Below are 14,349 nucleotides of genomic sequence, written 5' to 3'. Positions count from 1 at the left end.
CGGGTCCGTCGGTCAGGCGGCGCCGAGCGCCCAGGACATCGGCACCAGCTTGGCCTCGGACTCGGCCAGCTCGGACTGCGGGTCGGACGCCGCCACGATCCCGCAGCCGGCGAAAAGCCGCACGTGCCGCGGGTCGTCGCCGAGCTCCGCCGAGCGGAGCGCGATGCCCCACTCGCCGTCGCCGTCGGCCCCGACCCAGCCGACCGGCCCGGCGTACCGGGCGCGGTCCATGCCCTCGATCTCGCGGATGAGGTCGCGGGCGGCGACGGTCGGGGTGCCGCAGACGGCGGCGGAGGGGTGCAGCGCCGCCGCGAGCGTCAGCGAGCTGGCCCGGGAGCCCGGGTCGAGCACGGCCGTGACGTCGGAGGCCAGGTGCATGACGTTGGGCAGGTGCAGCACGAACGGCGCGTCCGGCACGTTCATCGAGGAGCAGAACGGCTCGAGGGCACCCGCGACGGAGCTGACGGCGAACTCGTGCTCCTCGAGGTCCTTCGAGGAGCGGGCGAGCTGGGCCGCGTGCAGCAGGGCGTCGTCGTCGCTCATGCCCGGCTCGCGACGGATGGTGCCCGCCAGCACGCGGGACGTCACGAGGCCCTTCTCGCTGCGCACGAGCAGCTCGGGCGTGGCACCCACCATCCCGGCCACGGAGAACGTCCAGCAGGAGGAGTAGCCGTCGGCGAGCCGGCGCAGCACCCAGCGCGGGTCGACCGGGCGTTCCGCGGTGGCGAGCACCTCGCGGGCCAGGACGACCTTCTCGAGCTCGCCGGCCTGGATCCGTTCGACACCTTCGGCGACGACGGCGGGCCAGTCGCGGGCGGCGACGGCACCGTCGGCGAGGGTCACCCGCCCGGGGTCGGTGACCGGTTCGCGCACGGTCCGGGCGAGGGCGTCGGGACCGGGGGCCTCCAGCTGGTCCCCGGGCGCGATCGTCGTCATCCACGACACGTCCCCGCGCCGTCCGACGACCACGCGGGGCACGACGAGCGAGCCCTCCGGGCGGGCGCCGTCGAAGTGGTCGCCGTTTCCGCCGTCGTCGAACGCGAAGGTGCCGAACGCGACCGGTCCGGTGCCGGGCAGGCCGACCTCGTCGCGCACGACGGCGCGGGCGAGCGTGGAGCGCCAGGCGGCCTCGGCGTCGGCGAACCGGCCCGGCCCGAACGTGTCGAGCCGCAGCGCCTCTCCCCAGCCGACGAGGCCGTCGCCCCGGCGCACCCACGTCAGCGGTTGCGTGTCCGGGAGCAGGTCCACCAGGGCCGTCAGGTCTGCCGGCAGGGGGTCGATGCGCGTGGTGCGCACGACGAGCGGCTGGGGCTCGGTGGCGTACGTGCGACTGCCGGAGGACGCGCCCGACGGCGGTACCGGCGCCGGGTGGGGCGTGGCGGACATCGCGTCCAGGATACGCCGCCGACGCACCGTGACGCCCGCGTGGCAGGGTCCCGGCGGCCGGTCCGGGGCAGACGTGGCACGATGTGCGACGTGTCCCGCGCCAGCCTGGAGAAGAACCCCGCCGAGGTCGCGTCGATGTTCGACGGGATCGCTCGGCGGTACGACCTGACGAACGACCTGATCTCGCTCGGGCAGGACCGCCGGTGGCGACGGATCACCGTCGCGGCGGTCGACGCGAGCCCCGGGGAACGGGTGCTCGACCTGGCGGCCGGGACGGGGACGTCCAGCGAGCCGTTCGCGGACGCCGGTGCCGTCGTCGTGCCCTCGGACTTCTCGTTCGGCATGCTCCAGGTGGGCAAGTCGCGTCGGGGGGACCTGCCGTTCGTGGCGGGGGACGCCACCAGGCTGCCGTTCGCGGACGCCGCCTTCGACGTGGTGACGATCAGCTTCGGCCTGCGCAACGTGGTCGACACCTCGGCGGCGCTGGCCGAGATGCTGCGGGTCGTGCGGCCGGGCGGGCGGATCGTCATCAGCGAGTTCTCGCACCCGACGTGGGCGCCGTTCCGGCGGGCCTACCTCGAGTACCTGATGCGGGCGCTGCCCGTCGTGGCGTCCACGGTGACGCGGGAGAAGGACTCCTACGAGTACCTGGCGGAGTCGATCCGCGCCTGGCCGGACCAGGAGGCGCTCGGCCGGCTGATGCTGGACGCCGGGTGGGCGCAGGTGGGCTACCGGAACCTGTCGGGCGGCATCGTCGCCCTGCACCGCGCCGTCCGCCCCTGACCGCCCCCGGTCTCCCTGACCGCCCCCGGTCTCCCTGGCCGCCGAACAACGAGTTCCGGACCGTTCTGGTGAGCCAGAACGGTCCGGAACTCGATGTTCGGCAGGCCGAGGCCGCGGTCAGCTCTTGCTGAACTCCGCGACCTTCTCCTGGACCCGAGGGTCGTGCCAGGTCTCGGTGGCCCACCCCTTGGCCTGGTCGAGGGTCGAGCGACCCTTCTCCGTGCCGAGGAAGTAGCCCAGTGCGGCGCCGATGACGAGCGCGGTCGTTGCCTTCATGGTGCGGTGCCTCCTGATGAGAGGTGCGTGGTCGGTCGGTGCGCGGATGCGGTTCGACCGTATGTCGCGACCTGCCTCGACGCCAGCGTGCGCGCCAGGGAAGGTTTGCCTTCCTACACATCTGCGGAGGATCGTGACTAGAGTGACGCGCAGGTACGTTGTGACTGAGTTCACAAGACGTCCCCGGCAACGGAGTCGGGGTCTCTCTTCGAGGGAGGTGGGGCAGTGCGAGCATCGCATCGCGACGACGCAGACGTGATCGTCGTGGGCGCCGGGCCGGCCGGCGCCTCGACCGCGCACTGGTGCGCCTCCGCCGGTCTCGACGTCCTTCTGCTGGACAAGGCGTCCTTCCCCCGGGACAAGATCTGCGGCGACGGCCTGACGCCGCGCGCCGTGGCGGAGCTCGCCCGGATGGGCGTCGACACCCGCGCCGACGACGGCTGGATCCGCAACGAGGGCCTGCGCGTCGTGGCCGGCGGACGGTCCTGGGAGCTCGCCTGGCCCGAGCTCACCACCTACCCCGGCTACGGGATGGCCCGGTCCCGCATGTCGCTCGACCACCGGCTGGTCCAGCACGCGCAGGCCTCCGGCGCCAAGCTCGTCGAGCGGACCCGGGTCGCCGGGGCGCTCACCGACGAGCGCAGCGGCCGGGTCGTGGGCGTCACGGCCCAGCCGCTCGACGGCCGCGGCCGCGCCGACGGGCCCGCGACCACCTACCGCGCCCCCGTCGTCGTCGCCGCCGACGGCGTGTCCTCACGGTTCGCGACCACGCTCGGCATCACCCGCCGGGACGACCGCCCCATGGGTACCGCTGTCCGCACCTACTTCCGCACCGACCAGGCCGGCGGGACCACATCCCGTCACGAGGACGCCTTCATGGAGTCCCATCTCGAGCTGTGGGACGGCGTGCCGGGGGAGTCGAACCTCCTGCCCGGCTACGGCTGGATCTTCGCGCTCGGCGACGGCACCGCCAACGTCGGCCTCGGCTCCGTGAGCTCGACGCCGGCACGCCAGTCCGCCACCGGGCACGACTACCGCGCGCTGATGGCCGCCTGGATGCGCAACACGCCCGCCGAGTGGGGCTTCACGCCCGACAACCAGGTCGGTCCCGTGCGCGGCGCGGCCCTGCCGATGGGGTTCAACCGGACCCCGATGTACGCCGACGGGGCGCTGCTCGTCGGCGACTCCGCCGGCATGGTCAGCCCGTTCAACGGCGAGGGCATCGCCTACGCGCTGCAGGCCGGCCGCGTGGCCGCCGACGCGATCGCGCAGGCCCGCACCCGCGTCACCGACGACGCCCGCGAACGCACGCTGACCACCTACACCGACCGGATGCGTGACGACCTGGGCGGCTACTACACGCTCGGGCGATGGTTCGTGCGCCTGATCGAGCACCCCGCGGTGATGCGGCTGTGCGTGCGGTACGGGCTGCCACGGCGGGTCGTCATGCAGTTCGTCCTCAAGCTGCTCTCGGACTGCTACGAGCCCCGCGGCGGCGACTGGGTCGACCGGGTGATCGCGGGACTGACGAGGGTGGTGCCCCGTGCATGAGGCCGAGGAGCCCTGGAGGAGCTGGGCATGAGACCCGACGTGGCACGACGGAGTGACGCAAGCGTGGAGGAGATCCGATGAGCAACCCGTACGTCCCGGTGCTGGTCCTCATGGGGATCGCCGCCGTCCTCGCGCTCGGCGGGGTGGCGGCGAGCGCCGTCATCGGGCCCAAGCGCTACAACCGCGCCAAGCTCGACGCCTACGAGTGCGGCATCGAGCCGACGCCGCTCGCGATGGGCGGCGGCCGGCTGCCGATCAAGTACTACCTCGTGGCGATGACGTTCATCGTGTTCGACATCGAGGTCGTCTTCCTCTACCCGTGGGCCGTGGACTTCGTCGTCCTGGCCGGGTTCGGGTTGGCGGCGATGCTCATCTTCCTGGTGCTGATCACCGTGCCGTTCGTCTACGAGTGGCGGCGCGGCGGGTTCGACTGGGTCTGACAGGAAGTTCGGCAAGGGTGCCACCGCGGTGGCACCGACGCTCCGCGAAGGAGGAGACATGGGGCTGGAGGAATCGCCGTCGGGCTTCCTGCTCACGACGATCGAGGACCTCGCGGGCTATCTGCGCAAGGCGTCCGTGTGGCCGGTGACGTTCGGGCTGGCGTGCTGCGCCATCGAGATGATGGCGGCCGGTGCGTCGCGCTTCGACCTGTCCCGGTTCGGCATGGAGGTCTTCCGGGCGTCGCCGCGCCAGGCGGACCTGATGATCGTAGCCGGGCGCGTCAGCCAGAAGATGGCGCCCGTCGTGCGGCAGGTCTACGACCAGATGAGCGAGCCCAAGTGGGTGCTGTCGATGGGCGTGTGCGCGTCCAGCGGCGGCATGTTCAACAACTACGCGATCGTGCAGGGTGTCGACCACGTCCTGCCGGTCGACATCTACCTGCCGGGCTGCCCGCCGCGTCCCGAGATGCTGATCAACGCGATCCTCGCGCTGCACCAGCAGATCCAGGACGCGCCGCTCGGCGTGAACCGGGTCGAGGCGGCGAAGGCTGCCGAGGCGGCGGCGCTCGAGGCGACGCCCACGTCCCAGATGATCGGGCTGCTGCGGTGACGGCCGGCGAGGGGCGCGAGGTCGCCCGCGGAGGTCATGACCTGCCGGAGCCGACGGCGGAGCTCGTCGCCGAGCGGACGGGCATGTTCGGGGCGCACGACACGGGCGACACGTCGGGCTACGGCGGGCTGGTGCGCACGGTCACGATGCCCCCGGCCGCCACGCGCCCCTACGGGAGCTGGTTCGACGAGGCCGTCGACGTCCTCGCGGAGGTCCTCGACGAGCAGGGCGTCGCGTTCGGCGACGCCGTGGAGCGGGTCATGATCACGGACCCGCGCCGGTCCGCCGAGGGCGACGGGCCGAGCCTTGACGCGGAGCTGACGCTGTACGTCGCCCGCGAGCACCTCGTGCGGGTCTGCCAGGTGCTGCGTGACGACCAGGACCTGCGCTTCGAGCTCTCCCTCGGGGTCTCGGGCGTGCACTACCCGGAGGACGCCGGGCGCGAGCTGCACGCCGTCTACCACCTGACGTCGGTGACCCACGCGCGCCGGCTGCGCCTCGAGGTGACCTGCCCGGACGCCGACCCGCACGTCCCCACGACCACCGGCGTCTACCCGACGAACGACTGGCACGAGCGCGAGACCTGGGACTTCTTCGGGATCGTGTTCGACGGCCATCCCGGCCTGGCCCGCATCGAGATGCCGGACGACTGGCCCGGGCACCCCCAGCGCAAGGACTATCCGCTCGGTGGCATCCCCGTGGAGTACAAGGGCGCCACGGTGCCGCCGCCGGACACGAGGAGGCAGTACTCATGACCGCGCCCGCGTATGACAGCCCGCACGCGGCGCGCTCGACCCGCCCGCCGAGCGAGGACTACGGCCCCAGCGTGCCGGGCTTCGAGGCCTCCGGCGGCGACTGGGACGAGATCGCGCGCGAGGCGATCGGCGAGGAGCGGATCGTCGTCAACATGGGTCCCCAGCACCCGTCGACGCACGGCGTGCTGCGGCTGATGCTCGAGATCGACGGCGAGATGGTGACCGAGGCGCGCTGCGGCATCGGCTACCTGCACACGGGCATCGAGAAGAACATGGAGTACCGCACCTGGACGCAGGGCACCACGTTCTGCACCCGGATGGACTACCTCGCGCCGCTGTTCCAGGAGACCGCCTACTGCCTCGGCACGGAGCGGCTGCTGGGCATCACCGACGACATCCCCGAGCGCGCGAGCGTCATCCGGGTGCTGATGATGGAGCTCAACCGCGTCGCCTCGCACCTCGTCTGCCTCGGTACGGGCGGCAACGAGATGGGCGCGACGACGGTCATGACGATCGGCTTCACCGCGCGGGAGGAGATCCTGCGGCTCTTCGAGGCGATCACCGGCCTGCGCATGAACCACGCGTACGTCCGTCCGGGCGGCGTCGCGACGGACGCGCCGGAGGGTTTCACGGACCAGGTCCGCGCGGCGCTGCCCAAGGTGCGCGGGTACCTGGGCCAGCTCGGCGACCTGATGCTGGCCAACCCGATCTTCAAGTCGCGTCTCACGGACGTCGGCGTGCTGAACCTGGCGGGCTGCTTCGCCCTCGGCATCACCGGCCCGGTGCTGCGCTCGGCCGGGCACCCGTACGACGTGCGCAAGGCCTTCCCGTACAGCGGGTACGAGACGTACGACTTCGACGTCCCGACCGACACGGCCGCCGACTCGTACTCGCGCGTGGTGCTGCGCCTCGAGGAGTGCTACCAGTCGCTGAAGATCGTCGAGCAGTGCCTGCAGCGCCTCGACGACACGGAGGGCGCGCGCGTGATGGTCGCGGACAAGAAGATCGCCTGGCCGGCCCAGCTGTCCGTCGGGGCCGACGGCCAGGGCAACTCGCTGGACCACATCCGCCACATCATGGGCAACTCGATGGAGGCCCTCATCCACCACTTCAAGCTGGTGACCGAGGGGTTCGGGGTCCCGGCCGGGCAGACGTGGCAGACGGTCGAGCACCCCCGCGGCGAGCTGGGTGTGCACCTCGTGTCCGACGGCGGCACGAGACCATACCGGGCGCACTTCCGCGACCCGTCGTTCAACAACCTCCAGGCCGTGTCGGTGCTGTGCGAGGGCGGCCAGGTGGCCGACGTCGTCGTCGCCGTCGCGTCCCTGGACCCGGTGCTGGGAGGGGTGGACCGATGACGGCCGAACCGGTGGGCGCACGGTCGCGCACGGGGTACGACGCCGAGACGCTGGCCGCGCTCACGGCCGACGCCGAGCAGATCACGGCACGCTACCCCGACCCGCGGTCCGGGCTGCTGCCGATGCTGCACCTGGTGCAGTCGGTGGACGGCTACGTGAGCCGGGACGGGATCCTGTTCTGCGCCGAGCGGCTGGAGATGACCGCCGCCGAGGTCTCGGCCGTCGCGACGTTCTACACGCAGTACAAGCGCCACCCCAACGGGACGTACACGGTGGGCGTGTGCACCAACACGCTGTGCGCCGTGATGGGCGGGGACACGATCTTCGACCGGTTGTCCGAGCACCTCGACGTCGGTCACGACGAGACCACGCCGGACGGCTCGATCACGCTGGAGCGCGTCGAGTGCAACGCGGCCTGCGACTACGCCCCCGTGATGATGGTCAACTGGGAGTTCTTCGACAACCAGACCCCGCAGTCGGCCACCGAGATCGCCGACCGCCTCCGGGCGGGCGAGGAGGTCGTGCCGACCCGCGGGGCGTCGAGCGTGTGCTCGTTCAAGCAGACGAGCCGGATCCTCGCGGGCTTCCCCGACGGGCGGGCCGACGAGGGCACGGGCGCCGGCGGCCCCACGCTCGAGGGTCTGCGGATCGCGCGCGAGCGGGGCTGGACCGCCCCCGAGCCCGACGGCGCGGACGCGGCGGGCGAGCCGGCGACCGAGGTGCCGCCGGAGACGGGCACGGCGCAGTCCAGCGCCGAGCGCAAACCGACGACGGCGCAGGACGAGAAGCCGGGCATGCCGGACGCGTCGGAGCCGGGCAAGCGAACGGAGGGTTCTGATGACTGACGTGCTCACGCCGGTGCTCAGCGACACCTGGGACGCCGAGCGGTCGTGGACGCTGGAGACCTACCTGGCCCACGGTGGCTACGAGGGTCTGCGTGCCGCGCTGGCGCAGGACCCGGCGGACCTGGTGCAGGCGGTCAAGGACTCGGGGCTGCGCGGACGCGGCGGCGCGGGCTTCCCGACCGGCATGAAGTGGGGCTTCCTCCCCGCGCCCGACGGCGGACCGCGCTACCTGGTGGTCAACGCCGACGAGTCCGAGCCGGGCACCTGCAAGGACATCCCGCTGATGCTCGCCAGCCCGCAGCACCTGATCGAGGGCGTGGCGATCACGAGCTACGCCATCGGGTGCCACCACGCGTTCATCTACGTCCGTGGCGAGGTGCTGCACGTCTACCGCCGCCTCCTGGCCGCCGTGCAGGAGGCCTACGACGCGGGCTATCTCGGCACCGACGTCCAGGGGTCGGGGTTCGACCTCGAGGTGACGGTGCACGCGGGGGCCGGCGCGTACATCTGCGGCGAGGAGACGGCGCTGCTCGACTCCCTCGAGGGCAAGCGGGGCCAGCCGCGCCTCAAGCCGCCGTTCCCTGCCGTCGCCGGCCTGTACGCCCGCCCCACCGTGGTGAACAACGTCGAGTCGATCGCGTCCGTGCCCGGCATCGTGGCCAAGGGTGCCGAGTGGTTCGCGTCGATGGGGACCGAGAAGTCGCAGGGCCACGGCCTGTTCTCCCTGTCGGGGCACGTGACCCGGCCGGGGCAGTACGAGGCGCCGCTCGGCATCACGCTCCGCGAGCTCCTCGACCTCGCCGGCGGGGTCCGCGAGGGCCACGAGCTGAAGTTCTGGACGCCGGGCGGGTCCTCGACGCCGCTGTTCACGGCGGAGCACCTCGACGTCCCCCTCGACTACGAGTCGGTCGGGGCGGCGGGGTCCATGCTCGGCACCCGGGCGCTGCAGATCTTCGACGAGACCACCTGCGTGGTGCGCGCCGTGAGCCGCTGGACGGACTTCTACGCCCACGAGTCCTGCGGCAAGTGCACACCGTGCCGGGAGGGGACCTACTGGCTCAAGCAGGTGCTGCACCGCATCGAGGCCGGCGAGGGCACCGCCCCCGACATCGACCTGCTGCTCGACCTGTGCGACAACATCCTCGGCCGCGCGTTCTGCGCGCTGGGTGACGGGGCGACGTCGCCCATCACCTCGAGCATCCAGTACTTCCGGGACGAGTTCGAGGCGCACCTCGACGGCCGGGGCTGCCCGTTCGACCCGGCCCGGTCCACGCTGTTCGACGACACACCCCAGGCGCCGCCGGCGCTCGCGGGTGCGGGAGGCCACCGATGACCGCCACCACGGACAAGGGGACGCCCGGCGCGGCCGACGCCCCCGTGGAGACCGTGACCTGCACGATCGACGAGGTCGAGGTCACCGTGCCGAAGGGGACGCTGATCATCCGCGCGGCGGAGCAGGTCGGCATCGAGATCCCGCGGTTCTGCGACCACCCGCTGCTGGAGCCGGCCGGGGCGTGCCGCCAGTGCCTCGTCGAGGTCGCCATGCCGGACCGCGAGGGCAACGTGCGCGCCATGCCGAAGCCGCAGGCGTCCTGCACCATGACCGTCACGCCGGGCATGGTCGTCAAGACGCAGCGCACCTCGCCGGTCGCGGACAAGGCGCAGGAGGGCATCATGGAGATGCTCCTCATGAACCACCCCCTCGACTGCCCGGTCTGCGACAAGGGCGGCGAGTGCCCGTTGCAGAACCAGGCCATGAAGAACGGCCGGGCGACGTCACGGTTCGTCGACATCAAGCGCACCTTCCCCAAGCCCATCCACGTCTCCTCCCAGGTGCTCCTCGACCGCGAGCGGTGCGTGCTGTGCCAGCGCTGCACCCGCTTCAGCGAGGAGATCGCCGGCGACGAGTTCATCGCGCTGCAGGAGCGCGGCGCGGAGCAGCAGATCGGCCGCTTCGACGAGCAGGTGCTGGACTTCGCGCCGCCCGGGGACGACCGTTCGAAGGTGGTCGACGTCCCGCTCGGCATCGCGCAGCCCGACGTCTCGGGCCAGCCGTTCGCCTCCTACTTCTCCGGGAACACGGTGCAGATCTGCCCGGTGGGTGCGCTGACCAGCGCTGCCTACCGGTTCCGTTCGCGCCCGTTCGACCTGGTCTCGAGCCCGAGCATCGCCGAGCACGACTCGTGCGGGGCCGCGATCCGCGTCGACCACCGCCGCGGCAAGGTGATGCGCCGGCTGGCCGGCGACGACCCGGCGGTCAACGAGGAGTGGATCACCGACAAGGACCGCTTCGCGTTCACGTGGCAGTCCGCTCCGGACCGGATCGCGACGCCGCTGGTCCGTGAGGACGGCGAGCTGCGGCCGGCGTCGTGGGTCGAGGCCCTGGAGGTCGCGGCGCAGGGCCTGGCCACCGCGCGGGACGACGGCGGGGTCGGCGTCCTGCCGGGCGGCCGGCTCACCGTGGAGGACGCCTTCGCCTGGTCCCGGTTCGCCCGGACGGTGCTGCGGACCGACGACGTCGACCAGCGTGCCCGTGTGCACTCGGTCGAGGAGACGGCGTTCCTCGCGCACCGGGTGGCGGGCACCGGCGTCGGCGTCACGTTCGCCGACCTGGAGGCCGCGCCCGCGGTCCTGCTCGCCGGCCTGGAGGCCGAGGAGGAGGGCGGCATCACGTTCCTGCGCCTGCGCAAGGCCGTGAAGGCCGGCGCGCGCGTGTTCTCGGTGGCGCCGTTCCGCAGCCGCGGCCTGGCCCGGCTGGACGGCACCCTGCTGCCGACGGCGCCCGGCACGGAGGCGGACTGGCTGAGCACCCTCGCCACCCAGGCCGACGGCGGCCTGGTGCCCGCCGGAGCAGACCGCGAGACGATCGAGGACGTGGCCGGTGCGCTCGGCCAGGAGGGCGCCGTCGTGCTCGTCGGCGAACGCCTCGCCGGTGCGCCCGGCGCGTACACGGCGGCGCTGCGCCTCGCGGAGGCGACGGGTGCCCGGATCGCCTGGATCCCGCGGCGCGCCGGTGAGCGTGGCGGCGTCGAGGCCGGCCTGCTGCCGGGCCTGCTGCCGGGTGGCCGCCCGCTGGTCGACGACGCGGCCCGGGCCGAGGTCGCCGCGGCGTGGGGCGTCGACGTCGGGTCGCTGCCCGACACCCCCGGCCTGGACACGGACGGCATCCTCGACGCCCTGAGCGTCGGTCAGCTCACCGGCGCGCTGGTGGGCGGCCTCGAGCTGGCCGACCTGCCCGACCCGGAGCACGCCCGCCGGGCGCTCGGTGCCGCCCGGTTCGTCGTCGCGCTCGAGGTGCGGCACACCGAGGCCACCGCACTGGCCGACGTCGTGCTGCCCGTCGCGCCACCGGTCGAGCGGGCCGGGTCCTACTGGAACTGGGAGGGCCGCGTGCGCTCCTTCGGCCAGGCGCTCGAGTCGTCGGCGCTGCCCGACCACCGGGTGCTCGACGCGCTCGCCGCCCAGCTCGACGTGGACCTCGGCGCCGCCGAACCGCTCGACGCGCACCGCGCGATCGCGGCGTTCGGCGCGTGGACCGGCGGGCGGGCTGCCGCCCCGCGGTCCGGTCCGCCCGAGCCGCCCGCCGTCGCCGCCGGTACCGCCGTCCTCGCGAGCTGGCACCTGATGCTCGACGACGGCGCGCTGCAGGACGGGGAGGAGCACCTGGCGGGGACGGCGAAGCGCCCCGTGGCGCGGGTCAGCGCCGTGACGGCTGCCGGTTTCGACGTGTTCGACGGCGACCTGGTGACGGTCTCCACGGACCGCGGCTCGGTCACCGTGCCGGTGGCGATCACGGAGATGGTCGACCACGTGGTGTGGCTGCCGACGGCCTCCCGGGGCTGCCGGGTCCACGACGACCTGGGTGCCAGGCCCGGCGAGCCGGTGCGGATCGCGCCGGCCGAGAAGGGAGACGACGCATGATCCCCGGAGTCGCCGCCGACTTCAGCGCGGACACGATCGTGACGACCATCGTCAAGGCCGTGCTCATCATCGTGTTCCTGCTGACGAGCGTGCTCTTCGCGATCTGGTTCGAGCGCAAGGTCGTGGCTCGCATGCAGCTGCGTCCCGGGCCGAACTGGCACGGTCCGATCGGTCTGCTGCAGTCGCTGGCCGACGCGATGAAGCTGCTGCTCAAGGAGGACCTGACGGTCACGCGCGCCGACCGGGTCATGTACCTCCTGGCACCGATGATCTCGGTGTTCTGCGCGCTGCTCGTCTTCGCCGTGATCCCGTTCGGGCCGAGCGTCACCATCCCGTTCACGGACTACTCGACCCCGGCACAGCTCACCGACTTCCCGGTGGCGACGCTGTACGTGCTGGCGTGCGCCTCCATCGGCGTCTACGGCATCGTGCTGGGCGGCTGGTCCTCCGGCTCGACGTACCCGCTGCTGGGCGCCGTGCGCTCCACCGCCCAGGTCATCAGCTACGAGCTGGCGATGGGGCTGTCGCTGGTGAGCGTCTTCATCATGGCCGGGTCGATGTCGACCTCGTCGATCGTGGAGTCCCAGACGGCCCTGTGGTGGTTCCTGCCGCTGGCACCGGCGTTCGTGGTCTACATCATCTCGATGGTGGGGGAGACGAACCGGCTCCCCTTCGACCTGCCCGAGGCCGAGGGCGAGCTCGTCTCCGGCTACATGACCGAGTACTCGTCGATGAAGTTCGCCTGGTTCTTCCTGGCCGAGTACATCGCGATGATCAACGTCTCCGCGGTCGCCACGACGCTCTTCCTGGGCGGGTGGCGCGCCCCGTGGCCGCTGTCGATGATCGGCGACGGCGTGCTCAACACCGGCTGGTGGCCGGTGCTGTGGTTCCTGGCCAAGGTGTGGGTGCTGATGTTCTTCTTCGTCTGGGTGCGCGGCACGCTGCTGCGGCTGCGCTACGACCAGTTCATGGTGTTCGGCTGGAAGGTGCTCATCCCGTTCGCCATCGTGTGGCTGGTGGCGCTGGCCTCGTTCCGCTGGGCCGGCCTGTCGGGCGTGACCCGCACGCAGATGATCGTGGCGATCCTCGTGGTGTTCGCCCTGGTGATGGTCATCCTGTGGTTGTGGCCGGACCGGAAGGCACCCGACAGGCGGGCGGTCGGCGGCGCGGGCCCGGACGACGGCGGCGGGTTCGACGCGTTCGCGGACGGCTTCCCCGTGCCACCCCTGCCCGGACAGGCGCTGCCGGCCTCGCCGCGTGCCCGTCGCACGGTGCCGCCGGCACCGCAGGACCCCCCGGCTTCCCCGGCCGACGTCGACGCGGAGGAGACGCGATGACCGACAAGCCGTACGAGCCGCTGCGCCCGACCAAGGGGCCGGTGGGCGAGCTCTTCGCCCCGGTCGCCGGGTTCGGCGTGACGTTCTCGTCGATGTTCCGACCGGCCGTCACCGAGGAGTACCCCCGGAAGAAGACGGCTCCGCAGACCCGCTACCACGGGCGTCACCAGCTCAACCGGTACGCCGACGGGCTGGAGAAGTGCATCGGCTGCGAGCTGTGCGCCTGGGCGTGCCCGGCCGACGCGATCTACGTCGAGGGTGCCGACAACGCGGACCTGCCCGAGGGCGCCCACATGAGCCCGGGCGAGCGGTACGGCCGCGTGTACCAGATCAACTACCTGCGCTGCATCTTCTGCGCGCTGTGCATCGAGGCGTGCCCCACCCGGGCGCTCACGATGAGCAACGACTACGAGATCGCCGGTCCCACGCGCGAGGGCATGATCTACGAGAAGCAGGACATCCTGGCACCGCTGGCCGAGGGCATGCTGGCCGCGCCGCACCCCATGGTCGAGGGCACGACGGACACCGAGTACTACCGCGGTGAGGTGAGCGCACCCACCGCCGCACAGGTCGACTGGGTGCGCGAGCGCCGCCCGGACGACCCGACGCTCGACGCGGCGGCCGCCGTCGTCGCCGGGGACGCGCCGCTGCCGACGCCGGACCAGCACCGGCTGCGTCCGGACCAGGACCGGGCCGCCGCGACGCGTGCCGCGGCCGAGGAGTCCAACATCGACGGGCGGTCGGCTGCTCGTGAGCGCGCGGCCCGCGAGGCGTCGCGGGCGGGCCAGGGGGGCACGCGATGAGCGGCGGTGAGGAGGTCCTCTTCTGGACGCTGGCACCGCTCATGGTGATCGCCGCCGCGGGGCTGCTCGTGGTGCGCCGCGCCGTGCACGCCGCCGTCTGCATCGTGTTCGTGATGATCGGCCTCGCGGTGCTCTACGTGGCGCAGGAGGCGCCGTTCCTCGGGATCGTCCAGGTGGTCGTCTACACGGGCGCCGTGATGATGCTCTTCCTCTTCGTGCTGATGCTCGTGGGGGTCGACGCCGCGGACTCGCTCACGGAGACGATCCGCGGTCAGCGCTGGATC

14 protein-coding genes are annotated in these 14,349 nt (G+C 72.4%); 12 read left to right on the top strand and 2 right to left on the bottom strand.

Going from position 1 to position 14,349, the window contains the following annotated elements; all coding sequences use genetic code 11:
- Positions 1-12: 12 nt before the first annotated feature.
- Complete coding sequence (locus tag ACWAT2_RS07295) at positions 13-1,386, bottom strand: isochorismate synthase (protein ID WP_402372680.1); 1,374 nt, start codon at positions 1,384-1,386, stop codon at positions 13-15.
- Positions 1,387-1,476: 90 nt separating this feature from the next.
- Here ACWAT2_RS07295 and ACWAT2_RS07290 point away from each other — a divergent pair, with 90 nt between their 5' ends.
- A complete protein-coding gene (locus ACWAT2_RS07290) occupies positions 1,477-2,169 on the top strand; it encodes a demethylmenaquinone methyltransferase (protein ID WP_402372677.1) in 693 nt (230 codons plus the stop codon).
- A 117-nt stretch (positions 2,170-2,286) separates the two neighbouring features.
- On the opposite strand, the gene ACWAT2_RS07285 is transcribed toward ACWAT2_RS07290, so the two are convergent.
- Complete coding sequence (locus ACWAT2_RS07285; RefSeq protein ID WP_402372675.1) at positions 2,287-2,445, bottom strand: hypothetical protein; 159 nt, start codon at positions 2,443-2,445, stop codon at positions 2,287-2,289.
- A gap of 225 nt (positions 2,446-2,670) precedes the next feature.
- Between ACWAT2_RS07285 and ACWAT2_RS07280 the strand changes: the two genes are divergently transcribed.
- From ACWAT2_RS07280 to ACWAT2_RS07230, 11 genes are all read left to right on the top strand, one after another.
- Positions 2,671-3,996 carry a geranylgeranyl reductase family protein gene (locus ACWAT2_RS07280; protein WP_402372673.1) on the top strand — a complete coding sequence of 442 codons (1,326 nt, stop codon included), beginning with the start codon at positions 2,671-2,673 and terminating at the stop codon, positions 3,994-3,996.
- A gap of 77 nt (positions 3,997-4,073) precedes the next feature.
- Positions 4,074-4,436 carry an NADH-quinone oxidoreductase subunit A gene (locus ACWAT2_RS07275; protein ID WP_402372671.1) on the top strand — a complete coding sequence of 121 codons (363 nt, stop codon included), beginning with the start codon at positions 4,074-4,076 and terminating at the stop codon, positions 4,434-4,436.
- 58 nt (positions 4,437-4,494) lie between these two features.
- Positions 4,495-5,046: a NuoB/complex I 20 kDa subunit family protein gene (locus tag ACWAT2_RS07270; protein WP_402372669.1), complete on the top strand. Its 552-nt coding sequence runs from the start codon at positions 4,495-4,497 to the stop codon at positions 5,044-5,046.
- Complete coding sequence (locus ACWAT2_RS07265) at positions 5,043-5,801, top strand: NADH-quinone oxidoreductase subunit C (protein ID WP_402372666.1); 759 nt, start codon at positions 5,043-5,045, stop codon at positions 5,799-5,801. Before ACWAT2_RS07270 ends, ACWAT2_RS07265 begins: the two co-directional genes overlap by 4 nt.
- Positions 5,798-7,159, top strand: a complete 1,362-nt coding sequence (locus tag ACWAT2_RS07260) for an NADH-quinone oxidoreductase subunit D (protein WP_402372663.1) — start codon at positions 5,798-5,800, stop codon at positions 7,157-7,159. Before ACWAT2_RS07265 ends, ACWAT2_RS07260 begins: the two co-directional genes overlap by 4 nt.
- Positions 7,156-8,004, top strand: coding sequence for an NADH-quinone oxidoreductase subunit NuoE (gene nuoE, locus ACWAT2_RS07255; RefSeq protein WP_402372661.1), 849 nt, complete (start codon positions 7,156-7,158; stop codon positions 8,002-8,004). Before ACWAT2_RS07260 ends, nuoE begins: the two co-directional genes overlap by 4 nt.
- Positions 7,997-9,337: an NADH-quinone oxidoreductase subunit NuoF gene (gene nuoF, locus ACWAT2_RS07250; RefSeq protein WP_402372658.1), complete on the top strand. Its 1,341-nt coding sequence runs from the start codon at positions 7,997-7,999 to the stop codon at positions 9,335-9,337. Before nuoE ends, nuoF begins: the two co-directional genes overlap by 8 nt.
- Entirely contained in the window at positions 9,334-11,925 is a 2,592-nt protein-coding gene (locus tag ACWAT2_RS07245) for an NADH-quinone oxidoreductase subunit G (protein ID WP_402372656.1), read from the top strand. The genes nuoF and ACWAT2_RS07245 overlap by 4 nt, the downstream gene beginning before the upstream one ends.
- A complete protein-coding gene (nuoH, locus tag ACWAT2_RS07240; protein ID WP_402372654.1) occupies positions 11,922-13,262 on the top strand; it encodes an NADH-quinone oxidoreductase subunit NuoH in 1,341 nt (446 codons plus the stop codon). Before ACWAT2_RS07245 ends, nuoH begins: the two co-directional genes overlap by 4 nt.
- Complete coding sequence (gene nuoI / locus ACWAT2_RS07235; protein WP_402372651.1) at positions 13,259-14,065, top strand: NADH-quinone oxidoreductase subunit NuoI; 807 nt, start codon at positions 13,259-13,261, stop codon at positions 14,063-14,065. The genes nuoH and nuoI overlap by 4 nt, the downstream gene beginning before the upstream one ends.
- Positions 14,062-14,349 (top strand): NADH-quinone oxidoreductase subunit J (locus tag ACWAT2_RS07230; protein ID WP_480048697.1); only part of this gene is annotated, 288 nt, incomplete at its 3' end. The genes nuoI and ACWAT2_RS07230, both read left to right, overlap by 4 nt.

It is taken from the genome of Isoptericola sp. GX10416 (genome assembly GCF_056590155.1).
This window is presented reverse-complemented; position numbering and strand designations above follow the sequence as displayed.